A 21,063-nucleotide genomic window follows, 5' to 3' on the forward strand; every position below is an offset into this window, starting at 1 on the left:
TATGTGGTTTGGGTGGGGTCTTGGGTCAGTCGTTGTCATCCTCTTGCGCGCCCGCCCCGGCTTGCGAATGGGCGGATGTGGGCACGGTGAAGGCCATCATGAGTTGCGTCAGTTGTGCGTATTCCGTGGCACGGATGGCCCCGTGATGGGTTTGCGGCCAGGCGGGGCAGGGGGGGCTGTCGTGCTGGTCGGTCGTGATCGTGACCCGCGCTTGTCGCGAAATACAGATCGGGCCGATAATCAACGGGCATGCGCCCGGTGCCAGCACAACCTGCGTATCCGCCACAGTCAGCCTGATCTTCTGTCCGGTCTGATCGGCTGCGCGCGCGACAAACGGCAGCAGAAAACAAGGGCTGCTTGTTGCGAGATGCGCGTTTCGCGTGGGGGAGGAAAGCGCGGCGGCATCAGCCAGCGCGATGCCAATGCGCAGTGCGCAATCGGTTTGCGGGGCAGGGTGCTGCAAAACCTCCAGCAATGCGCCTGCCCAATCCAGACCGGCACGGGCCAGCCAGCAGGCAGCCTCGGCGGCTTCCTCTGCCTCGCCCCAGTTGCGCCCCGCCCCGCGCGTGGCGCGGGCGGACAGGGCCGCGATTTCCGACAGCGACAGCGCAAGCACCTCGTCCGTCAAGGGGTCATGCTTCATGGTCGCCCCCGTTCATCTCTTCAGGGTAGGGGGCATCTTGAAACAAGCTGATGCGCACCCAGCGGTCCGAGCGTGGGTCAAAGCGCGTGGCCCCGAAAAACGCGAGTTTGCAGCGCAGTATGTCGATGGGCAGCATTTGGGCAGCAATCAGGTTGTCGCGGATTTCCGCAAAGGGATGGCGCGCCGTGATTTGTGCGCGGCGCACGATCGGGCGATGCTCTGGGGTTTCCAGAAGCAGATGCGCGACTGGCATATCCTCGGGCTGGCCCTGCAACGCCTGCCAGAGCGCTGCGGCCTGCCGTCCGGTATCGAGCGGCAGTTCACGCGCGGCACCCGGTTCCTGATGGCGCTCGCCAAGGCGCGGTTCCAGCTTGTCCTCGGACACATACCAGAAGCGGGCGCATTGGGTGGGCTCGGTATAGTCAACTCCAATCGCCCAGTCGTAATGCGCCTGTAAAATGGCGCGCAACTCCCCTATCTGCATGGCGCCATTGATTGGAAAGTAAGCGTCCTCATTGGCATCCATGCAATCGCCTAAGCCGTCGATCAGCGCGCCATGTGGCTCCAGCATCGCGGCCAGCAGCGCTTCTTGCCCTTCGAGGGGCAAGACCTCCTGCCCCCAGCGCCACAGGTCATCCCAAGGGTGCGCAGTATTCTGGTCCCAGTGCTGCGCAACATGGTCGGAAATCTGCGCAAGGCCCTCGCGCAGATCGGCCAGTTTCGCGCGCTGGATGTCATGAGAGCTGGTCCAAATCTCTGCATTCGCCTGCGCTGCGTTCAGCGCGGCCAGAAACCCGGCCAGTTCTGCCGCACCGACACCAGTTTGCGCGCGCACCCGCGCCAGAGCTTCTTCGCGTGCCAACATCCAGTTGTTCAGCAGCACAGGATGACGGATCACGAAAGGGGCCATGCCAAGCCCGGTCGAATTGCCGACGCCCAAAGCGCGCCTGAGGTCTGGCGCAAGCCGCGCGGCCTTGCTGCCGCCACGCGTGCGGGCCAGATGTTCGACCAGATCGACGGTAAAGGCGCGCGTCAGCCAGACTGACAGCATTTCAGCCTGAAACGGCGCGCTCAGTTCGGGGCGCCCAGCGATCGACGCCCGATCTGCCGCGCCGAATTTGCCAGAGCCGTAAACAGCCGTCGTGCGCATCAGATAGCCGGTTTCCAAAAGCATCGCGGCATCGGGCTGCACCCCTGTCGCCAGCCGTTCCACAACATGATCGAACAACCGGACCGAACGGTTGGCGCGGCTTAGGCTGAGTTCGCGCGGGGAGATGCGCCCGGCCTCCTGCAAAGGCACATTGGCGGCAAGGCGGTCCAGATCGGCAGCATCGGGTGTGCCGTCAAACAGCGCGAAGGTCGCGTCCCAAGCGGTGGCGATCACCCGATCCGAACGCGCTTCGGGCGGCAGGTCATGGGCAAAGGCCACAAGGCTGTAGGTCCGCGTGGGGCCAATCGCTCGGTAGACAGCACGGCCAACGCCCTTGGCGTCAATCTGCCATACGGGCCGATCAAAGCGCCAGCCCTCGGCCTGCATCCGGCGCAGAAGCTGGCGCAGGAAGGACAGGCGCGTGGGATGGCTGCATCCCATACGGGCCAGCCGCATCACCTCGTCGGGGCTGCGCCGAAAAGCGCGCGCCTGTGGAATGGGGTTCAGGCCCTCGCAACTCATTGCGCGGCCTCTTGCCGGGCGCGTTCCACCGCGCCGAAGCTCTCACGGAAAAACCGCGCCCAGTTGCCTCCCATGACAGCGGTGACATTTTCGGGCGAGAGGCCAACAGCGCGCAACCCTTCCTCGATCTGACCGAAATCGCGATTGTCGCGAAACCAGACGGGCATGGGCGGAAACCCGGGATTGGCGGCGCTGCCCTCGCCATAATCGCGCGCTTTGGTCCAGCGGCCTGCGCGCATCCAGTCCACCACGCTGTCAGGTTGGTCCTGACACAGATCAGTGCCGATGCCGATACGCTCCACCCCCATCAGGTCTGCCGTGCGCGCGACCATGGTGCAGAAATCATCGAGGCTGCAGTCACTGCCCGCGCGCAGATGATGCGGATAGACTGAAAACCCCAGCATCCCGCCGCTCTCGGCCAGCGCGCGCAACACGCGGTCGGATTTGTTGCGCAGCGCCGGATGCCAGCTTGCCGGGTTGGCATGGGTGATGGCGATGGGGCGGGCAGAATGCGCGATGGCGTCAAGCGTCGAGCGCTCGCCTGAATGGCTCATGTCTATGACCAGACCGACGCGGTTCATTTCCGCCACCACCTCGCGGCCCATGCGGGTCAGGCCGGTATCTTCGGCCTCATAGCAGCCAGAGGCCAGCAGCGACTGGTTGTTATAGGTCAGTTGCATGAAGCGCAGGCCGAGGCGGTGGAGCACCTCGACCAGCCCGATATCATCTTCAATGCAGGACGGATTTTGCGACCCGAAGAAGATTGCCGTGCGCCCGGTCCGGCGGGCAAGGTCAATGTCATCGGCAGTGAAACCTTGGAAGATCAGGTCAGGCAAGCGTTCGAACCAGCGGTTCCAGCGCTCAACATTCAGCACCGTCTCGCGGAAATTCTCGTGATAGGTGATCGTCACATGAACCGCATCGACGCCGCCTGCGCGCATCTGTCGAAAGATCTTCTCCGACCAGTTGGCGTATTGCAGGGCGTCGATGCGTGGGCTCATGCAGGCGCCCCCGAGTGGATATAGGACGTCTTGACGATGGTGTAGAATTCCTCGGCATAGCGGCCCTGTTCGCGCGGCCCGTAGCTGGACGCGCCGCGCCCGCCAAAGGGGACATGGTAATCCGTGCCAGCCGTTGGCAGATTGACCATGACGCAACCTGCGCGTGCGTTGCGGCGGAAATGCGTGGCGCGGCCCAGATCGCGGGTCATGATGCCCGCGGTCAGGCCGAATTCAGTGTCATTGGCGATATGCAGGGCTTCGTCGTAGCTGCCCGCCTTGAGGATGCAGGTGATCGGCGCGAACATTTCCTCGCGGTTGATGACCATGTCGTTGCGCGTGCCTGCAAAGATGGCGGGGGCCATGAAATACCCTTCGGTCGCGCGCTCCAGCCGCTCGCCGCCGCAGAGCAGTTCCGCCCCTTCGCGCTTGCCGGTCGTGATATAGTCCAGATTGGCGGAAAGCTGGTCTGCGCTGACCACAGGGCCGATCTGGGTGCCGTCCTCCAGCGCGTGACCCACTTTCAACGCCTGCGCGCTCGCGACAAGTTTTTCGACAAAGGCATCATGAATGCGCTCATGCACGATCAGACGGCTGGCCGCCGTGCATTTCTGACCGGTGCCGCCAAAAGCCGCATTGGTGGCGTGGGCAACGGCCAGATCAAGGTCGCAATCCTCCATTATGACCATGGGGTTCTTGGAGCCCATTTCCATTTGCAGCTTGGTCATGTTGGGAATGGCCGCGCGCGCAATCCAGCGCCCCACAGGCACAGAACCCGTGAAGCTGATCGCATCGACGCGCGCGCTTTCCGCCAAAGCCTGCCCTATCTCGCGGCCGGCCCCCATGACCAGATTGAACAGCCCCTTGGGCAGGTCCTGCCTTGCGATGATCTGCGTCAGCGCCACCGCGCTGGCGGGGGTCTGGTTTGCGGGTTTCCAGATCACGGCATTGCCAAAGGCCAGCGCAGGGGCGATTTTCCAGGCGGGGGTCGCCACAGGAAAATTCCACGGGCTGATGATCGCGACCACACCCACAGGTTCGCGGCGCACATCAATTTCGATGTCAGGCCGCACGCTGTCGGCGGTCTGGCCCAATTGGCGCAGCGCTTCGGCGGCGAAGTAGGTGAAGAACTGGCCCGCACGGTAGACCTCACCCTTGCCTTCGGCCAGTGGTTTGCCCTCTTCACGCGCGATCAACGTTCCTATTTCTTCGGCGCGCGCCATCATCTCGGTGCCGATGGCCATCAGCACGTCATGGCGCTTCTGCGGGCCGGTCGCGCCCCATTCGACCTGCGCGCGCCGCGCTGCCGACAAAGCCTCGGCAAGCTGCGCTGCATCGGCCTGCGCGAAATGGCCGATCACATCCGACAGGTCCGAGGGGTTGCGGTTTTCTACCGTGCCTGCCCCGTGCTGCCAGTCGCCTGCGATGAAATTGCGGGTCTCCAGTTCCATATCATTCCTTTTTGCCACTCAGGCGGCCTTGATCCTGTCCATCAGGGCGGCATCGACCTGCACGCCCTCACTCTCGATACGTTTGCGATTGGCAGTGCGGCGCGCACCGGGCAGCCGTGTGCCCGGCTGGTCCGTGATCGCACCCGCCAGTCGCGTGATTGCCGCGTGAAACCCGTCACCGGAAAACGCTGCCGGATCAACGCTGATGAAAAACTGCCCTGTTCCCGGGGGTCCGCCTTTGGGGCCGGAAAAGGGGCTGGCGTCCAGCCCCAGATTGCCACCTGACAGGGCGGCGGCAAAAACCTCGACCATCAACCCCATCCCGAAGCCTTTTTGGCCGCCCGCTGGCAGCATTGATCCCGCCAGCGCGGCTTCGGCATCTTCGGTGGGTTGGCCATCGGCATCCAGCGCCCAGCCCGGCTCTATCGCCTCGCCCTTGCGGGCGCGCAAAATGATTTCGGATTTCGCAATCGCGCTGGCAGATTGGTCAATGACCAGCCGCGCGCGGCCCGCGCCATCGGGCACCGCGAGGGCAAAGGGATTGGTGCCGATCACTGGCTTCGTGCCGCCAATCGGGGCCATCGAGGCCGGTGCATTGGTGAAGCACAGGCCCACAAGCCCGGCTTCGGCCAGCCGTTCGGCATGGTGGCCCAGCACACCGCAATTATAGGAGCGCGACACGGCCATTGCCGCAATGCCCTGTTCGCGCACCGCCGCATCAAATTCCGGCCAGCCTGCATCAATTGCAGCATGGGCAAACCCATGCGCCGCATCGACCTGCACGGCGGCAGGTCGCGGGCGGGACACAACCGGGCTGGCCGTGCCCAGCACCTTGCCGCAGCGCAGATGCTCGGCATAGATCGGCACATACATCAGGCCGTGGCTGCGAATGCCATCGCGCTCAGCCAGTCGGGTCGAACGGGCGACCGAAGCGGCTTGTTCTACGGTTGCCCCCGCGCGGACCAAAGCCTGCCGCGCAAGCACTTCAACCTGATCCAATGAAAGTGTCATGTCTGTCATCATCACCCCCAACACTACGCTATGAGGGTGGCTTGTTCAGATCAAACGAATTAAAATGAATTAAACTTCAGTTTTGCTGAAATGTAGGCCCATGATCCGAACACAGACCTTGCGCGTTTTCGTCACCGTTGCCAGTTGCGGAAATATCCGTGATGCGGCCAAGGCCCTGCGCCGAACCGATTCCGCTATTTCCATGACGCTCAAACAGCTTGAAAGTGATCTTGGTGCCCCGTTGTTCGAAACGGACCGGAAACACACGCTCACACCGCTTGGGCTAGAGGTGAACAAGCTTGCACAGGACTTGCTGCGCGAACATGATCGCACCATTGAGCGGATCGTGGCGCTTGCCCAAGGGCGCGAAGGCTACTTGCGAATTGCAGCCGTCCCTTCTGTCGCCGCGCAGCTTTTGCCGCCAGTGCTTAGCGCCATGCTGGCCGATCACCCCGGCGTCCAGATCGAGTTGCTGGATACCGACAGCGCCAGCGTTCATATGATGGTTGAGACGAGCGTGGTCGAATTGGGCATTGGCGGCAAGCCGGAAACCAGCGCTGGTCTGGAATTTGTTGCCTTGTTCAATGACCCGTTTCGACTTGTCTGTCGCAAGGACCACCCGCTTGCGCGACTGCAACGTACCTTGACACGGCAAGATGTGCTGTCCCATCGACTGATCAGCAATAAATCTACGCTGGGGTATTCCGATTTCGATGCAGCGGGTCGGGATGGCGGCTCGGCGCTCAGCGCACGCAATGTCATTTCACTGCTGGCATTGGTGCGGGCAGGGGCAGGGGCAACGATCTTGCCTGCTTTGGCGACGCAGTCGATAGATGATGACCTTTGCGCGCTTGAACTGCATGATCCTTTGGCGGTGCGGACCGTCGGCTTTGTCTTGCGGCGCGGTACCATCAGCAGCCCGATTTGTGCAGCATTTCAGGGCAGACTTCTCTCGTTCATCCGGAAATCTGATATTACAGGCCAATCGGTTGTGCCCGACAAAACACACAGCCAGCGTTAAGCGCAGGCTGTGGACGAGTTCGGCGGCGAGGTATCCCGCCACAATATAGCGGCCTTGAGATAGCAGCCTCGAGTTTCCACGCGAATTTGCCGCCCGCGTGGCAGCATGGCGGAGTTTAGTCTTGACAAAGCATATTTATGAAAATGATGTCATATTTACAAATGGAGATTTCCCTGTGCCCTTAGCCCATGCGATTTCAGACCCAGATTTTGCGTCTGCCTTGCGGCTCAATGCTGCTGGACAGCGAAAATCCGACCGCACCCGCGCGGCGCTGCTGGCGGCGACGTGCGATCTTCTGTCAAGCACATCTGCGGAGGCATTGCGGGTCACGGATATCTGTGGCCAAGCAGGGGTCGCGCATGGCACCTTCTATCTGTATTTTTCAGATATCCGCACGCTTCTTGATGTCTTGCTGCAAGCCTTTGTTGAGCATGTGCAAGATGCCATGCAGAGTGCGGGAAAAACCTTGCCTGCCGAACCGGTGCGGGCAACGACTGCGCAATATGTCGCGCTGTTTGAGCAGAACCCCGGCCTGATGCGCTGCCTTGTCAGCAGTTTTGACAATTTTCCCGAAGCCGCCGCACGGTTTCAGGCCCTCAACCGCGCTTGGGCAACGACTGTCGCTGACGCCGCTGCGCGACGGCTGGCGCGCTCGGGGCGGTTCGTTCCAAAAGACGAGTTGTTGCGCCGCGCCTATGCCTTGGGTGGCATGGTCGATCAGTATTTGGTCACGCTGCATTTCAACCGCGATGCCAATCTGGCCGAACTGTCTGAGGATCGCGATGCGGTTATCGACACACTGACCTTCATCTGGAACCGGGGGATGGGAACATGAGCCTTGTACAGGATGCTGAATTCATGGACACCGCCGCATTGTCGGCACAACAACAAGCGGCCTGGAAAACACAGGCAGCCCATGTCACGGCGCATTCTGGCTTCTATCAGGCGCTTTGGAAGGGCATGACTCCGCCCACGGACTTGCGCGATCTGCCGCAACTGCCACTGTCCGACAAGGCACAACTCAGGAAGTCGCAAGCAGATCATCCGCCGTTCGGCGACTATCTTGCCGCGCTGCGCGACAGGGCTGTTCGCTTGCACCGAACCTCGGGCACAACCGGGCAGGCGATGAACCTTGCCCTGTCCGCACGTGATTGCGCGATCACGGAAACTGTAGGCGGGCGCTGCCACCGGGCGGCAGGGCTGCACCCCGGCATGACGGTCGTGCATTGCCTGAATTACCAGATGTGGATGGGCGGGCTGACCGATCACATGACCTTGCAAGCCACCGGCGCGCTGGTCGTGCCCTTTGGAGTTGGCAGCACCGACTTGCTGATCCGCACCATCCGCGAGGTTGGTGTCAACGCGATTTCCTGCACGCCCTCTTATCCGGCGGTGCTGGAGCGCGTGCTGGCCGAGCGTTTTCCCGACCTTGCGCCCCGTGATCTGGGCCTGACGCTTGGCCTCTTTGGGGGCGAACCGGGTTTGGACGATCCGGCATTGCGCGACCGGCTGCGCACTGTCTGGGGGATGGAGCCGCGCAACGCAAATTATGGCGTCTCGGACGTGTTCTCGAATTTCGCCGCGCAATGCGAAGATGACATGCATCTGCATTTCATGGCCGCCGATGTGCTCTGGCCGGAACTGATCGACCCAGACACGGGCGCGCCATTGACGTTGCAGGCCGGGGCAGAGGGCGAACTTGTGCTGACGCATCTGGTGCGCGATTGCCAGCCGCTGGTCCGGTTTCGCACAGGCGATATTATCGCGATTGATCACACCGATCCATGCACTTGCGGGCGCACAGGGTTCCGCTTTCGGGTGATCGGGCGCAGCGATGATATGGTTGTGGTGCGCGGGTTGAACCTGTTTCCAACCATGGTGGCCGCAATCGTCAATGCCGATCCGCGGCTGTCGGGCGAATACCGGGTCATCCTCGACGGCCAGCCGCCCTATGATCATCTGCCGCTCCATGTCGAACGCGCCGGGGGCAGTGTTGATGACCCCGACATCGCCCCCGCGCTGGAGGCAGCGATCAAGCGCCAGCTTGGCGCAACTGCGCGCGTCACGGTTCTGCCGCCCGACAGCTTTCCCCTGACCGAAGGCAAGACCCGCCGTGTCATCAGGAGAGACACATGACCGAATTCGCCTATGACACAGTGATCAGCACTCTTGCAGCGGGCGGGGTGCGCTGCGTCACGCTGAACCGCCCCGCGCGGCTGAATGCCATGAACCTTCAGCTTATACGCGATGTCACGCAGGCCTTTCGCGATGCGCATGAAGACCCGGACTCTAATGCGATCCTGTTCACCGGCGCGGGGCGCGCGTTTTGTGCGGGCGATGATCGTCATGATCACAGCCACCCCGATAGCGCGGAACAGGCACGGGCGCTGGTCGAGGGGATACAGGATGCCACCCGCGCCATAAGTTTCGGCCCCAAGCCCGTTGTGGGGGCGATTAATGGCTGGGCTGTGGGCGGCGGTTTTGAATGGGCGATCAATTGCGATTTTCCCGTCTGGGCCGAAAGCGCCAAGGGGTTCTTTCCGGAAGTGTCGCTGAACCTCTTTGTCACGGGGGCTGTAACCAGCCTTTTGCCGGCGCTTGCGGGGCTGCAAAAAGCGCGTGAGATGCTGTTTCTGGGGCAGCGTTATTCGGCTGCGGAACTGCACGAGGCCGGTGTCGCATGGCGCGTCGTGCCGGATGCGGTCTTGCACGACGAAGCGATGGCTGTTGCCCGAAAGCTTGCCTCTCTGCCGCCATTGGCAGTGCGCGCGATGAAGCGCACGCTTAACCTGACGGCCTGCACCGACATGCACCGCGCGCTCCAGCTTGAAACCGACGCCACTGTGGCCGGGTTTATGGACCCGGAAACAACGCGCTTGCTTAAGGATTTCTGACACCAAGTTGCATTGAACCTGTCAATTTGGTGCTGAATGGTCGGTTTGCCGTGTTCACGGACCCACGCACTGCCGTTTTGCGCTTTACTCAAGCTTGGCGTCTGGTTTTTCACGGCTGCAAGGTCGCAACTGGACTAGCGCCTCTCCGCCAGTGGGCATGCGTGCACGGCGTCCGCCTCTGGCATTTTGTGAAAGCGCCGCCGCTCAGTTATGGTCTGTCCCTTTCAGCGCGGGCGACCTGTTCTTTCACGCGAATAAAGCTGTCAGGCGTGACCGAGATGGAATCGATCCCGCATTCGACCAGAAAGCGCGCAAATTCCGGGTGGTCGCTTGGCCCCTGGCCACATAGCCCGATCTTGGCGCCTGCGTCCTTTGCCGCCGCGATCACATGGCCGATCATCCATTTCACTGCCGGGTCTTGTTCGTCAAACAGCTCGGCCAGCGTTTCGGAGTCGCGGTCCACCCCAAGGGTCAGTTGCGTCAAATCGTTCGAGCCGATGGAGAACCCGTCGAACCGTTCGGCAAAGGCCGGTGCCAGCACGATATTGGACGGGATTTCAGCCATGACATACACCTGCAACCCGTTCCTGCCGCGCTCTAACCCTTCTTCAGCCATGACAGCCAGCACACGGTCCGCCTCTGCCACCGAGCGGCAGAAAGGGATCATGACCACAACATTGTCAAAGCCCATCTCCTCGCGCAGCCGCCGGATTGCGCGGCATTCCAGCGCGAACCCTTCGCGGTAGCGAGGTGAGGTGTAGCGCGAGGCCCCGCGAAACCCGATCATCGGGTTTTCTTCATGTGGTTCGAATTGCGCGCCCCCGATCAGGTCGGCATATTCATTGGTCTTGAAATCGCTCATGCGGATGATGACCGGCTTGGGGTATAGCGCTGCCGCGATGCGCGCCAGCCCGCGCGACAGCCGGTCAACAAAGTATTCGGCCTTGTCGTCATGGCCTGCTGTAAGCGCTGTGATCTGCGCCTTTGCATCAGCATCTTGCAGCGTGTCGAAATGGATCAGCGCCATCGGGTGAATGCGCACATGATTGTTGATCACGAATTCCATCCGCGCCAGCCCCACACCATCTGCCGGTAGCCGCCACCAACGAAACGCGGCGGCCGGATTGGCCAGATTGAGCATGACTTGCGTGCGGGTTTCGGGCACTGCGGCGGGATCAAGCATTTCCTCAAGAATCTGCGCCGTCCCTTCATAGACAAACCCCTGATCGCCCTCGGCGCAGGACACGGTGACTTCCTGCTGGTCATGCAGGACATGGGTGGCACTGCCGGCCCCTACGATCGCGGGCAGGCCCAGTTCGCGGCTGACAATGGCCGCATGGCTGGTGCGTCCGCCCCGGTCTGTGACAATGGCGGCGGCACGTTTCATGATCGGTACCCAGTCAGGGTCCGTATTGCCAGTGACCAGAATGCTGCCATCCACGAAACGGTCAATGTCGCGCGGGCTGTCCAGCAGGCAGACATTGCCCGCGACGGCAGCGTCGCCAATGCTCAGGCCCGTGACCAGCTTGCGGCCCTGTCCTGTCACACTGTAGCTGCGATAGGCCCCCGCCTCGCGCCGCGACTGCACGGTTTCGGGCCGGGCCTGAACGATGAACAGTGCGCCAGTGTCACCATCTTTGGCCCATTCGATATCCATCGGGCAACCGTAGTGATCTTCAATCACACAGGCCCAGCGGGCAAGTTGCACAATCTCGGACTCGCTTAGCACAAACCCTACGCGTTCGGCCTTTGAGGTTGGCACGGTGCGGGTCGTGCCTTCGCCCGCACGGGCGTAGATCATCTTATGGGTCTTTGCGCCCAGCCGTTTTTCGACAATGGGCACGGTGCCTTCTTTTGCCAGAAGTGGTTTGAAAACCTGATATTCGTCAGGGTCCACAATGCCCTGTACCACCGTCTCGCCCAAGCCCCAGGCGGCATCAATCACCACCACGCCCTCGAATCCGGTTTCGGTATCGATGGAAAACATCACACCAGACCCGCCAATGTCAGAGCGCACCATGACCTGCACACCGACCGAAAGCGCAACCTTGAGATGGTCAAACCCCTTGGCTTCGCGGTAGCTTATGGCCCGGTCCGTGAACAGCGACGCATAGCAACGCCTGCACGCATCAAGCAGTGCATCTGCCCCGCGAATATTCAGAAAGGTTTCCTGCTGGCCAGCGAAGCTGGCATCTGGCAAATCCTCGGCTGTGGCGGATGAGCGCACTGCAACATCGACATTTTCGCGCCCGATGCGGTTGCACAGCGCCTCATACTCAGCCCGGATCGCAGCGGCTGTGTGTTCCGGCCAGTCGGCCTTCAGAAAGGCGTCGCGCAATGCCTTGCCCGTCTCGGCCAGCGTCGCTTTGCCCTTATGCATCGCGCCCAGCGCCCCGGCGACCACTTCGCGCAGGCCGCCAGCATCAACGAATTGCCAATAGGCCCGTGACGTGGTGGCAAAACCGGGGGGAACATCGACCCCGCGCGCGCCCAGATGGCGCACCATTTCACCCAGCGAGGCATTCTTGCCCCCAACCTGCGCGACATCGCCCCGACCAAGGTCATTGAAACGGATGATCTGATTGTCAGTCAATTCCATGCACACCCCCCTGCTGCGTTGGAAATATGTTTGTCTTGGCACGCCCTGATCGTCGGTCAGAAATCATGAAACACTGGTGCATCATAGCAAGAATGAGTCAGCGGCGACTTGATCGGCGTCAACGCATCGCGTCGTGCGGCCAGATTGTTCGAGTTGCGGATGCAGGGCGGATTGCAGCTGCAACAGCAGATCTTGCGGTTGGCTATGTCAGCTACGGCAACCTACAGCATCGGTCTGGCTTCCGCCCTCTGAGGTTAAAGGCCAATGCTTATGTTCTCTTTATGCAGGTCGGCGCGGCACGCGCGCGCCTCCAGCGCGTGTTCACGGGCGATATGCGTGGCAGTCGGCGCCATGCCAAAGACGTCGAGTATGCGGCGCCACCTATGCGCCCAGTCATGGCGGCGCAGGGACTGGGTGATATTTTGCGTCCTGATGCGTGATATGCGCGCAGGATCATTTTCCAGATCGGCAATCAAGGATGCGGGGTTGTGGCCCAAAGGGATGACAGCATCAGCCCAGTCGAATTCGGCATGATATTCGGAACAATCAGGCGCAGAGCCAATCAGAACCGCCCCACCCGCGGCCCCTTCGAAATACCGCGTCGACAAAGCCTGCTCATGACCTGCATGCCGATTTCCGGCTGTCTTGTGGGCTGGGTCCCAAACAAGATAATATCGGCTGCGCCGTATCAGTTCGGCATTCCATTGCCGCACTGCATCCCAGCTTTCGCCGACATTCTGGTTTTTCCATACGTCGTAATGATAAAACATGCCCTGTGACTTTGCCAAGGCAAGAAGCTCGGTGTGAACCTCGGGGTTATTGCGCCCTATGCAACACAGGTCAACCACGCGCTGGGGATGATCGGGCACTGGTGTCGTGCGCATCACATCAGTGGCGGTCGATAGCTGGGTGATCGGCGTTGACGTGTAGCGCCCAAGTTCCGGAATGCTGGACCCGTTCAGAACAAAGACATGGTCGAACATGTCAAGTTTGGCGAGGGTGCGTGCCTCGTTCGGAAAGGTTGCGGGCCAGGTTTCAAGCAGGAAGATCGCAGCCTTGCTGGCGCGGCTGCGCCAGTCACGGATCTGGACAAGCTCTTCAACCTCATGAATGAACTGACAGACATAGATGGCCAGATCGTAATCGCGGTCCAGAATGGTCACGGGCATCCTTGCCACATGGCGGCCTGCCATGCTTCGCAGTTTTGCGTCCAGTCGATCGCGCAAGGGGGGAACGGCACTCGGGTTATCCTTGTCAAAAAAACGGTTACTTGGTGCAACGATGTCAGCGCTTTCGATCTGAGAAATCACATCGACAAATTCCCAGATCACACCACTCCATGCGCGCACGTCCATATTGAAGGTTGCCATCAACAGACAGTGGCGTTCAGTCATATCAGACTCCTCCGAAATTCACCCCACCAACAGCACCCGCAAAAAAATGTTCCCCCAAGCCCAAAATAACTATGCGCGGCGGGAACAATGCGCACTGCAACCGGTTGAAGATCGCATTTGGTAGGAGGTCTTCAATGAAGGTACTGGTTACGGGCTCGGATGGTTACATTGGCGCAGTTGCTTGTCCCTATCTTATGGCCGCAGGGCATGAGGTTGTGGGCCTTGATTCAGGGTTCTACCGGCAAGGTTGGCTGTTTGAGCCGGGAGTGTCGCGCCCTGCGACGCTGACCATGGATATCCGTGATATCACAGCCCGCGATTTGCAGGGCTTTGACGCCGTTGTTCATATGGCGGAACTGTCGAATGACCCTTTGGCGCAGCAATCGCCGGAGCTGACACGTGATATCAATTATCGCGGGTCAATCAGGCTGGCAGAGGCGGCGCGCCAGGCAGGTGTCACCAGATTTGTCTATATGTCGTCATGTTCGGTCTATGGGGTGGCAGATGGCGATACGATCCTGACAGAAGACAGCCCGGTAAAACCCCAGACCGCTTATGCCGAGTGCAAGGTCGATGTGGAACGTGATCTGGTCCGTATGATGGCCCCGGAATTCAGCCCCTGTTTTCTGCGCAACGCAACTGTTTTTGGTGCAAGCCCACGGCAACGTTTTGACCTTGTCCTGAACGATCTGTGTGGGCTGGCCTGGACCACCGGAAAGATCACGCTTCTCTCAAATGGTATGCCTTGGCGGCCGCTTGTTCATGTGCAGGATGTGTGTCAGGCGGTGCATCTTGCACTGCAAGCACCGGCAGAAAAGGTTGCCGGGGTTGCCATGAATGTCGGCTCGGATGATCAGTGTTACCGCGTGATCGACATTGCGCATATCGTGGCAGCCGCCTTTCCGAATTGCGAGATAGAGGTTGGTCCCCCAAGCGCGGATAACAGGTCTTATCGCGTCAGCTTCGCGCGTATCGGAAAGATGCTGCCGCAGTTCCGCTGCCAGTGGAACGCACAAAGCGGTGCGCTGCAAATGAAGCAGTTGTTTGAAAGGATCGGCATGGAGGAGGCCGATTTTCGCGCGCCGGCCTATACCCGTCAGAAAATGGTCCGGAAACTGTGCGACAGCGGGCTGCTGGATGAGGGCCTGCGCTGGACAGAAGCACGGTTCGGGGCGGTCGCAGCATGATCATCATCGACACCGCCCTTGCCAGACGCGCCGCCGAAGCTCGGCCAATCCGTGTCGGCATGGTGGGGGCCGGGTTCATGGGTTCGGGCATCGCGTTGCAGATTGCGCAGTCGGTGCCCGGAGTGCAGATATGTGCAATCGCGGCGCGCCAGACGGATCAGGCGCGCGCGGTATTCGAGGCCAGCCGCAAGGGCGAGGCTGTTCGCGTAACCCAAAGTGTCGATGACGTCTCCCGCGCGATCCGCGAGGATGCGCCGGTCGTGACCGAAGACCCTGCCGTGATGGCTGCGGCCAAGGGGCTGGACGCGATCATTGAGGTCACAGGATCAATGGATTACGCCCTGCGCGGTGTCGAAACCGCAATCAGCACCGGTAAACACGTGGTGCTGATGAATGCAGAGTTGGACGGCACAATCGGCCCCCTGCTGGCACAGCGGGCGCGTGCAGCGGGTGTGGTCTATACAAATGCCGATGGCGACCAGCCCGGGGTTCAGATGAACCTGATCCGCTTTGTCAAAGGGATTGGCGTGAAGCCAGTATTGGCCGGAAACATCAAGGGATTGCAGGACACGGACCGCACCCCCGATACGCAACGCGGCTTTGCGGAGAAATGGGGCCAGAATGTTGCGATGGTCACATCCTTTGCAGACGGCACCAAGATTGCGTTCGAACAAGCCATTGTCGCAAATGGCACGGGTATGCGCGTGGCAAGGCGCGGGATGATCGGCCCTGACCCGACCGGCAAAGATCCGACAGCGCCCTTGCGCCCATTGGAAGATTTCGTTGACATGCTGCGCCCGCATATCGACCCCGATGGCCCCGGCATCGTGGATTTTGTTGTCGGCGCGCGGCCCGGACCCGGTGTGTTTGTGCTGGGCACACATGATGACCCGCGCCAGCAGCATTACCTTGCGCTGTATAAACTGGGAGATGGGCCTTTCTACCTGTTCTACACGCCCTACCACCTGTGCCATTTCGAAGTGCCAATGACGGTCGCGCGCGCAGTCTTGTTTGCCGATGCCGCATTGACGCCGCTTTCCGGTCCGCAGGTGGGGGTTGTCGCGACCGCCAAGCGCGACCTCGGGGCGGGTGATCAGATCGACGGGATCGGCGGCTTCATGACCTATGGACAAGCCGAGAATTATGACGTGATCGCGCGGGACAGGCTTTTGCCTATGGGCCTTGCCGAGGGCGCAATCCTGAAAAGGCCGGTTTCCAAGGGCGCGGTGCTGCACTTCGAAGATGTGGACCTGCCGTCGGGGAGTCGCGTCGCGGAACTTTATGGTGAAATGGAACGACAGTTCTCACGCGTTCCTGAAATGGAGGGGGCCTATTCATGAAAGTTGTCATATTCGCAGGGGGGTTGGGCACCAGATTGTCGGAAGAGACTGGCCGTCGCCCCAAACCGATGGTCGAGATTGGCGGCAAGCCGATCCTGCACCACATCATGTCTGTCTTTGCATTGCACGGCCTGACTGATTTTGTCGTTCTTGGCGGATACAAGGTCGAGGTCATCAAGGATTATTTTCTGAACTATTACCAGCGGTCGGGGAATTTTACCGTCGATCTGGGCACGGGTCAGGTGACATGGGCCGACACGCGCGCCGAAAGCTGGAAAGTTACTGTGGTCGATACTGGCATTGACACCATGACCGGCGGCCGCCTGAAACGCGCGCAGCATGTTATCGGCGATGGGCCGTTTTGCCTGACCTATGGTGACGGGCTTGCAGATGTCGATGTCAGCGCCCTGATCGCCCATCACCGTGACGTGGGTGCCACCGCAACCGTGACCGCAGTTCAGCCACCGGGGCGTTTCGGGGTGCTGACAACCGGCGGAGGCGAGCTTGTTGAAGGGTTCCGCGAAAAGGCGTCTGCCGATGTTGGAATGATCAATGGTGGCTTTTTCGTGTGTGAAAAGGCGGTCTTTGACCTGATCGACGGTGATGCCACCGTCTGGGAGCAAGAGCCGATGGCGCGCCTGGTTGCAGGCAGGCAGCTTGCCGTTTATCGCCATGACGGCTTCTGGCAGAGCATGGATACCCTGCGTGACAAGCATGTCCTTGAAAAGGCCTATTCGCAGGGCGCGCCCTGGCTAAGGCCTAGGGCAGTGGTTGCGCCGCTGCCTGTCAGTGGGAGTGCGGTTTCGTGATTTTCCGCAACACCATCTTTGAAGGTGCAAAGTTAATTGATGTAGAACGCCACGCCGATGCGCGCGGAATGTTCGGGCGCGTGTTCTGCGCCGAGGAATTCCGCGCGCAGGGTCTGCCCGATACATTCGTTCAGCAAAATATTTCTGTTTCTGCCCGGCGCGGAACATTGCGGGGCATGCACTATCAGGTTGCGCCGCATGCCGAGGCCAAGCTGGTGCGCTGCACGCGCGGGGCGATCATTGATGTGATCCTTGATCTCAGGCCAGAGTCGTCGACATTCATGCAATGGGCAGGTTTTGAACTGACCGCCGAAAACCTGACGCAATTGCTTGTTCCCCAAGGCTTCGCGCATGGATTTCAGACTTTGGCAGATGATACCGAGGTCAACTATCTTGTAAGCTACCCCTATACGCCTGCTGCTGAGCGGGGGGTCCGCTGGGACGATCCGGTTGCCGCTATTTCCTGGCCGATGGTCCCGACAGAGATGTCCGACAAAGACCGCAATTGGCCAGATCTTGATGTGTGATTGTGTTGGGTGCCGTCTCGATTGGTTTCTGGCAAAAGTTTGATCATGCAGACCCGGTCTTTTTGGCGGAAAGCAATGCTGACTCAAGCTGACGCAATGCATCCATCGGGTCGCGTTCCATTATTAGCGAATTATCGCGTTTTAGTTCTTCAAACAGAGGGCGGGTCCCCATGCGTACAGTCTCGGTCGTAATCCCATATTATCAATCCGAAGCCGGTGTGCTTGGCCGCGCGCTTCGCTCTGTCGAGGCTCAGGACCTACCGGCAGATTGGCGCTTGTTGGTGGTGGTGGTTGATGACGGCTCACCCGTGCCCGCCAAGCGCGAACTTGACGGTTTTGAACTGACAGAACCGCGATATCTGAAGCTGGTTGAACAAAAGAACGCGGGCGTAGGCGCTGCCAGAAATCGCGGTCTGGATGTTGCCATCCCGGAAAGTGACGCAATTGCCTTTCTGGACTCGGATGACATTTGGCCCGCGGACCATCTGAGACGCGCCATTGAAGCATTGGATGCGGGTTTCGACTTTTACTTTACCGATAACTCTCGAGCAGGCTCTCATGACTCCTACATCTGGTCACCATATGGAGCACGCACTGCAAAGCTCATTGCCCAGCTTAGCGAAAAAACGGGGATCATTGAACTGCCCCGCGATGACATGGTTGGCTGTTGCCTTAGGGAGTTTCCCTGTCAAGCATCAACGATCGTCTATCGGAAAGCTGTAGCGCCGGATTTGCGGTTTAATACCGTACTCAAGTCTTCGGGTGAAGATGTTTTGTTTTTCACAGCGCTTCTGGCAAGCGCCAATCGCATAGCCTTTGACTCGGATAGTATTGTCGTATGTGGTGAAGGCTTGAATATCTACTTTGGTCACTTGGGTTGGGATGCCCCTCGCTTCCTGAGTATCAAGGTTGACCAGCTTCTGACATACCGCACTTTATCCAGATCGAACTTCATTAGCACGAATAACAAAGCACTGAGCGACGAGTTGGTTCGGGCATTAACTGATCAACTAAGCTACCACCTGATACGAAATATGCTGAAAAAGCCAAAGAACGCTGCTCGTGAGGCCTGGCGTTTGGCGCGAACAGACATAGGTGGATTGGGCGCAGTGCTAAGCGCAATTCCTAAGACGATCATTGCAAAGCTGCAGGGAAAACCCATTCCTGTAAGTGCCGACTGAGAGACGGATGGCGACCTTTAGAAAGCTGGTCACGGGCACGGCCCTGATTTCGTCAGTCAATATGCTGCGACTGGTGGTGCAGTTTGTATCGCTGCCCTTGCTGGCGCGACTGCTTAGCCCCGAAGATTATGGCATCGTGGCAATGGCGATGCCGATCTTGCTGTTTGTCATGCTCTTTGCGGATAGCGGTCTGGGCGTTTCGCTTGTTAGGGACCAAACCGCCGGGGCGACCGCGTGGCACTCCTGCTTCTGGTTGACGACGGTGCTGGGTGCAGGCCTTTGCCTAGTGCTTGCGGCATTTTCTCCGACCTTTGCTGACTGGATGAATGAGCCGGCACTGGCACCCGTCATGGCCACACTTGCAGTCGTAATTCTGCTACAGTCATTGACGCTTGTGCCCGGGGCCGCACTGCAAAGGCATGGTTTGTTCAGTCGGGTCGCGGCGGCCGAGATAGCCGGGGTTCTGGCAAGCATCGGCGTGGCCATCGCTGTGGCCTTGAATGGGTTTGGCGTCTGGGCGCTGGTCTGGCAGCAGGTCGTTCTTTACGGTGTCCGGCTATTGCTTACAGGCCTTCTTAGCCCCTACCGGCCGCAGTTGGTTTTTGAATGGCAGGCCGCGCGGGGACATGTGGTCTTCGGCTGGAAGCTATTGGTGGCGAATGCGATCACATTCGCCGGGCGTTCGGCGGAGAGTATTGTCATCGGGAAATTCAGGGGCGCGGCTGATCTGGGCGTGTTCGGCATGGCGTATCAATTTGCAAAGCTGCCATGGATGCTTGTGACAGGCCCGCTTCAGTTTGTGTTATTCCCACAAGTGGCAGACGCGCAGAACGATCCTGTCAGGCTTCGCGCGCAGGCCCTGCTGGTCAGCAAAGTCATCGCAACATTGCTGCTTGTACCTATGGCTTTGATTGGGGCGGCCAGCGTACCCATTTTCGACATTCTGCTTTCTGAAAAATGGCGAGAGGCGGCATATGTCTTTTCCTTGATTGTCGCAGCAGCGGCAGTCCAGCCTGTCATCGGGGTGTTGGGAACATTTGTGCTGGCAATCGGGCGCCCGGATGTTCAGCTTCGGCTGACGATGCAGTCAACTGTCCTGTGGATGATTAGCCTTTTGGGCTCGGTCTGGTTCGGGCTTTACGCTATTGCCATCGCCTATACGGTTTCCTCGCTCGCATTCTCTGCCTGGAGCCTTCGGGTGATGTTGCCACTTGTTGGGTGCAGCGTCGCAGATTACATGAAGGCCGTAGGTGGACAGGTCATTCTGGCTATCGCGGCGGCTGTAACTTACCTGCTGATCACCCAGGCTTGGGACTTGACTGATGGCGCTGCCATTTTGCTGGCAATGGCATTGGCGAGCGGTTGCATCGTGTTCTCGTTCAGCCTTTCTTACCGCGATCTTTCAGCAGGATTGAATGCTCTGAGGCGATAGCCGACCAAAGACTTTTGATCGGACTGGCAAAAGCGCCGGATCACTCGACGTGGCCGAATGCCGATGCGCCATAATTCAGCTACGCGGCTTGTTCACCGATCCTGCCATTGGGGCGCACGTTTTTCGATGAAGGCGCCTATACCCTCTTCGGCGTCATGGGCCAGCATGTTTTCTACCATCACTTGGCTGGCATAGTCATAGGCATCCGCAAGGGGCATCTCGCGTTGTGCGTAAAAGGCGCGTTTGCCTGTGGCCAGCGTCATGCCGGATTTCGACGCGATCTTGCGGGCCATCTCCATCGTGGTTGTTGTCAGCTCCGCAGCAGGGACGGCGTAATTTATCAGGCCGATTTCTGCCGCGCGGGGGGCCGGGGTCATGTCGCCGGTCAGAAGCATTTCCATCGCGTGCTTGTTTGAGATGTTGCGCGACAAGGCCACCATCGGGGTCGAACAGAACAGCCCGATATGCACCCCCGGCGTGCTGAACCTTGCAGTATCCGCCGCAATCGCCAGATCACAGCTTGCCACCAATTGACAGCCCGCAGCCGTGGCAACGCCCGTCACTTCGGCAATCACGGGCTTGGGGCACTGGACGATACCCTGCATCACAGCCGAACATTGTGCCATGACACTTGCGAAATAGGCGCGCCCCCCATCAGGGGCCGCGCGCCCGGCTGTCATTTCCTTCAGGTCATGGCCCGCGCAGAATGCCGGACCATTTGCGGCCAGGACGATCACGCGAACCGCGCTGTCGCGGCCCGCTGCAGTGAAAGCCCTTCCCAGTTCCGAAAGCATCGCCTCGGACAAGGCGTTGCGGCGTGCAACATCGTTCAGGGTCAGACGCAAGACGCCATCATCTGTAAGCGTGCGCAGAAGGATGTCAGGTTCAGCGGGCATGGATGCGG

The 21,063-nt window shown here is 59.9% G+C and carries 18 protein-coding genes; 10 read left to right on the top strand and 8 right to left on the bottom strand.

The window, feature by feature from the left end; all coding sequences use genetic code 11:
- Positions 1-25 precede the first annotated feature (25 nt).
- Genes EV660_RS11780 through EV660_RS11800 form a run of 5 tightly spaced genes read right to left on the bottom strand, consistent with a single transcriptional unit; the run spans position 26 to position 5,787 of the window.
- A complete protein-coding gene (locus EV660_RS11780; protein WP_071480204.1) occupies positions 26-643 on the bottom strand; it encodes a DUF3726 domain-containing protein in 618 nt (205 codons plus the stop codon).
- Entirely contained in the window at positions 633-2,315 is a 1,683-nt protein-coding gene (locus EV660_RS11785) for a hypothetical protein (protein WP_071480205.1), read from the bottom strand. Before EV660_RS11785 ends, EV660_RS11780 begins: the two co-directional genes overlap by 11 nt.
- On the bottom strand, positions 2,312-3,316 hold the full coding sequence (locus EV660_RS11790) for a membrane dipeptidase (RefSeq protein ID WP_071480206.1): 1,005 nt from the start codon (positions 3,314-3,316) through the stop codon (positions 2,312-2,314). Before EV660_RS11790 ends, EV660_RS11785 begins: the two co-directional genes overlap by 4 nt.
- Positions 3,313-4,764 (bottom strand): aldehyde dehydrogenase family protein, encoded by a 1,452-nt coding sequence (locus EV660_RS11795; protein WP_071480207.1) that lies wholly within the window; start codon positions 4,762-4,764, stop codon positions 3,313-3,315. The genes EV660_RS11790 and EV660_RS11795 overlap by 4 nt, the downstream gene beginning before the upstream one ends.
- 18 nt (positions 4,765-4,782) lie before the next feature.
- Positions 4,783-5,787, bottom strand: a complete 1,005-nt coding sequence (locus EV660_RS11800; protein ID WP_071481983.1) for an Ldh family oxidoreductase — start codon at positions 5,785-5,787, stop codon at positions 4,783-4,785.
- Between the two features lie 88 nt (positions 5,788-5,875).
- Between EV660_RS11800 and EV660_RS11805 the strand changes: the two genes are divergently transcribed.
- The 4 genes from EV660_RS11805 (at position 5,876) to EV660_RS11820 (ending at position 9,690) form a co-directional block, all read left to right on the top strand.
- Complete coding sequence (locus tag EV660_RS11805) at positions 5,876-6,796, top strand: LysR family transcriptional regulator (protein WP_071480208.1); 921 nt, start codon at positions 5,876-5,878, stop codon at positions 6,794-6,796.
- A 175-nt stretch (positions 6,797-6,971) separates the two neighbouring features.
- Positions 6,972-7,631, top strand: a complete 660-nt coding sequence (locus EV660_RS11810) for a TetR/AcrR family transcriptional regulator (protein ID WP_232727386.1) — start codon at positions 6,972-6,974, stop codon at positions 7,629-7,631.
- Positions 7,628-8,932: a phenylacetate--CoA ligase family protein gene (locus EV660_RS11815; protein WP_071480209.1), complete on the top strand. Its 1,305-nt coding sequence runs from the start codon at positions 7,628-7,630 to the stop codon at positions 8,930-8,932. Before EV660_RS11810 ends, EV660_RS11815 begins: the two co-directional genes overlap by 4 nt.
- A complete protein-coding gene (locus EV660_RS11820) occupies positions 8,929-9,690 on the top strand; it encodes an enoyl-CoA hydratase/isomerase family protein (RefSeq protein ID WP_071480210.1) in 762 nt (253 codons plus the stop codon). The genes EV660_RS11815 and EV660_RS11820 overlap by 4 nt, the downstream gene beginning before the upstream one ends.
- 208 nt (positions 9,691-9,898) lie before the next feature.
- Here EV660_RS11820 and ppsA read toward each other — a convergent pair whose 3' ends face one another.
- Entirely contained in the window at positions 9,899-12,289 is a 2,391-nt protein-coding gene (gene ppsA / locus EV660_RS11825; RefSeq protein WP_071480211.1) for a phosphoenolpyruvate synthase, read from the bottom strand.
- Positions 12,290-12,543: 254 nt separating this feature from the next.
- On the bottom strand, positions 12,544-13,683 hold the full coding sequence (locus tag EV660_RS11830) for a glycosyltransferase family protein (protein WP_071480212.1): 1,140 nt from the start codon (positions 13,681-13,683) through the stop codon (positions 12,544-12,546).
- Between the two features lie 134 nt (positions 13,684-13,817).
- Here EV660_RS11830 and EV660_RS11835 point away from each other — a divergent pair, with 134 nt between their 5' ends.
- The 6 genes from EV660_RS11835 (at position 13,818) to EV660_RS11860 (ending at position 20,159) form a co-directional block, all read left to right on the top strand.
- On the top strand, positions 13,818-14,870 hold the full coding sequence (locus EV660_RS11835) for an NAD-dependent epimerase/dehydratase family protein (protein ID WP_071480213.1): 1,053 nt from the start codon (positions 13,818-13,820) through the stop codon (positions 14,868-14,870).
- Positions 14,867-16,210 carry an NAD(P)H-dependent oxidoreductase gene (locus EV660_RS11840; protein WP_071480214.1) on the top strand — a complete coding sequence of 448 codons (1,344 nt, stop codon included), beginning with the start codon at positions 14,867-14,869 and terminating at the stop codon, positions 16,208-16,210. The genes EV660_RS11835 and EV660_RS11840 overlap by 4 nt, the downstream gene beginning before the upstream one ends.
- Positions 16,207-17,019 (top strand): glucose-1-phosphate cytidylyltransferase, encoded by an 813-nt coding sequence (gene rfbF, locus EV660_RS11845; RefSeq protein ID WP_071480215.1) that lies wholly within the window; start codon positions 16,207-16,209, stop codon positions 17,017-17,019. The genes EV660_RS11840 and rfbF overlap by 4 nt, the downstream gene beginning before the upstream one ends.
- Positions 17,016-17,546 (top strand): dTDP-4-dehydrorhamnose 3,5-epimerase, encoded by a 531-nt coding sequence (rfbC, locus tag EV660_RS11850; protein WP_071480216.1) that lies wholly within the window; start codon positions 17,016-17,018, stop codon positions 17,544-17,546. The genes rfbF and rfbC overlap by 4 nt, the downstream gene beginning before the upstream one ends.
- A gap of 170 nt (positions 17,547-17,716) precedes the next feature.
- Positions 17,717-18,727 (top strand): glycosyltransferase family 2 protein, encoded by a 1,011-nt coding sequence (locus tag EV660_RS11855; RefSeq protein ID WP_071480217.1) that lies wholly within the window; start codon positions 17,717-17,719, stop codon positions 18,725-18,727.
- Between the two features lie 7 nt (positions 18,728-18,734).
- On the top strand, positions 18,735-20,159 hold the full coding sequence (locus EV660_RS11860) for a lipopolysaccharide biosynthesis protein (RefSeq protein ID WP_071480218.1): 1,425 nt from the start codon (positions 18,735-18,737) through the stop codon (positions 20,157-20,159).
- Between the two features lie 92 nt (positions 20,160-20,251).
- On the opposite strand, the gene EV660_RS11865 is transcribed toward EV660_RS11860, so the two are convergent.
- The gene (locus EV660_RS11865) at positions 20,252-21,055 is read right to left on the bottom strand and encodes an enoyl-CoA hydratase (protein ID WP_071480219.1); all 804 of its coding nucleotides are present in this window, start codon (positions 21,053-21,055) and stop codon (positions 20,252-20,254) included.
- Between the last annotated feature and the right edge of the window lie 8 nt (positions 21,056-21,063).

The sequence above is a fragment of the Roseinatronobacter bogoriensis DSM 18756 genome (assembly GCF_004366635.1).
Classification (GTDB): domain Bacteria; phylum Pseudomonadota; class Alphaproteobacteria; order Rhodobacterales; family Rhodobacteraceae; genus Roseinatronobacter; species Roseinatronobacter bogoriensis.

Excerpts from the sequence above, each read along its gene's own strand:
- EV660_RS11865 (WP_071480219.1), bottom strand. The coding sequence starts at position 21,055 with ATGCCCGCTGAACCTGACATCCTTCTGCGCACGCTTACAGATGATGGC.
- EV660_RS11800 (WP_071481983.1), bottom strand. The coding sequence starts at position 5,787 with ATGATGACAGACATGACACTTTCATTGGATCAGGTTGAAGTGCTTGCG.
- EV660_RS11855 (WP_071480217.1), top strand. The coding sequence starts at position 17,717 with ATGCGTACAGTCTCGGTCGTAATCCCATATTATCAATCCGAAGCCGGT.
- EV660_RS11795 (WP_071480207.1), bottom strand. The coding sequence starts at position 4,764 with ATGGAACTGGAGACCCGCAATTTCATCGCAGGCGACTGGCAGCACGGG.
- EV660_RS11820 (WP_071480210.1), top strand. The coding sequence starts at position 8,929 with ATGACCGAATTCGCCTATGACACAGTGATCAGCACTCTTGCAGCGGGC.
- EV660_RS11830 (WP_071480212.1), bottom strand. The coding sequence starts at position 13,683 with ATGACTGAACGCCACTGTCTGTTGATGGCAACCTTCAATATGGACGTG.
- EV660_RS11840 (WP_071480214.1), top strand. The coding sequence starts at position 14,867 with ATGATCATCATCGACACCGCCCTTGCCAGACGCGCCGCCGAAGCTCGG.
- rfbF (WP_071480215.1), top strand. The coding sequence starts at position 16,207 with ATGAAAGTTGTCATATTCGCAGGGGGGTTGGGCACCAGATTGTCGGAA.
- EV660_RS11860 (WP_071480218.1), top strand. The coding sequence starts at position 18,735 with ATGGCGACCTTTAGAAAGCTGGTCACGGGCACGGCCCTGATTTCGTCA.
- EV660_RS11780 (WP_071480204.1), bottom strand. The coding sequence starts at position 643 with ATGAAGCATGACCCCTTGACGGACGAGGTGCTTGCGCTGTCGCTGTCG.
- EV660_RS11815 (WP_071480209.1), top strand. The coding sequence starts at position 7,628 with ATGAGCCTTGTACAGGATGCTGAATTCATGGACACCGCCGCATTGTCG.
- EV660_RS11785 (WP_071480205.1), bottom strand. The coding sequence starts at position 2,315 with ATGAGTTGCGAGGGCCTGAACCCCATTCCACAGGCGCGCGCTTTTCGG.
- EV660_RS11835 (WP_071480213.1), top strand. The coding sequence starts at position 13,818 with ATGAAGGTACTGGTTACGGGCTCGGATGGTTACATTGGCGCAGTTGCT.
- ppsA (WP_071480211.1), bottom strand. The coding sequence starts at position 12,289 with ATGGAATTGACTGACAATCAGATCATCCGTTTCAATGACCTTGGTCGG.
- EV660_RS11790 (WP_071480206.1), bottom strand. The coding sequence starts at position 3,316 with ATGAGCCCACGCATCGACGCCCTGCAATACGCCAACTGGTCGGAGAAG.
- EV660_RS11805 (WP_071480208.1), top strand. The coding sequence starts at position 5,876 with ATGATCCGAACACAGACCTTGCGCGTTTTCGTCACCGTTGCCAGTTGC.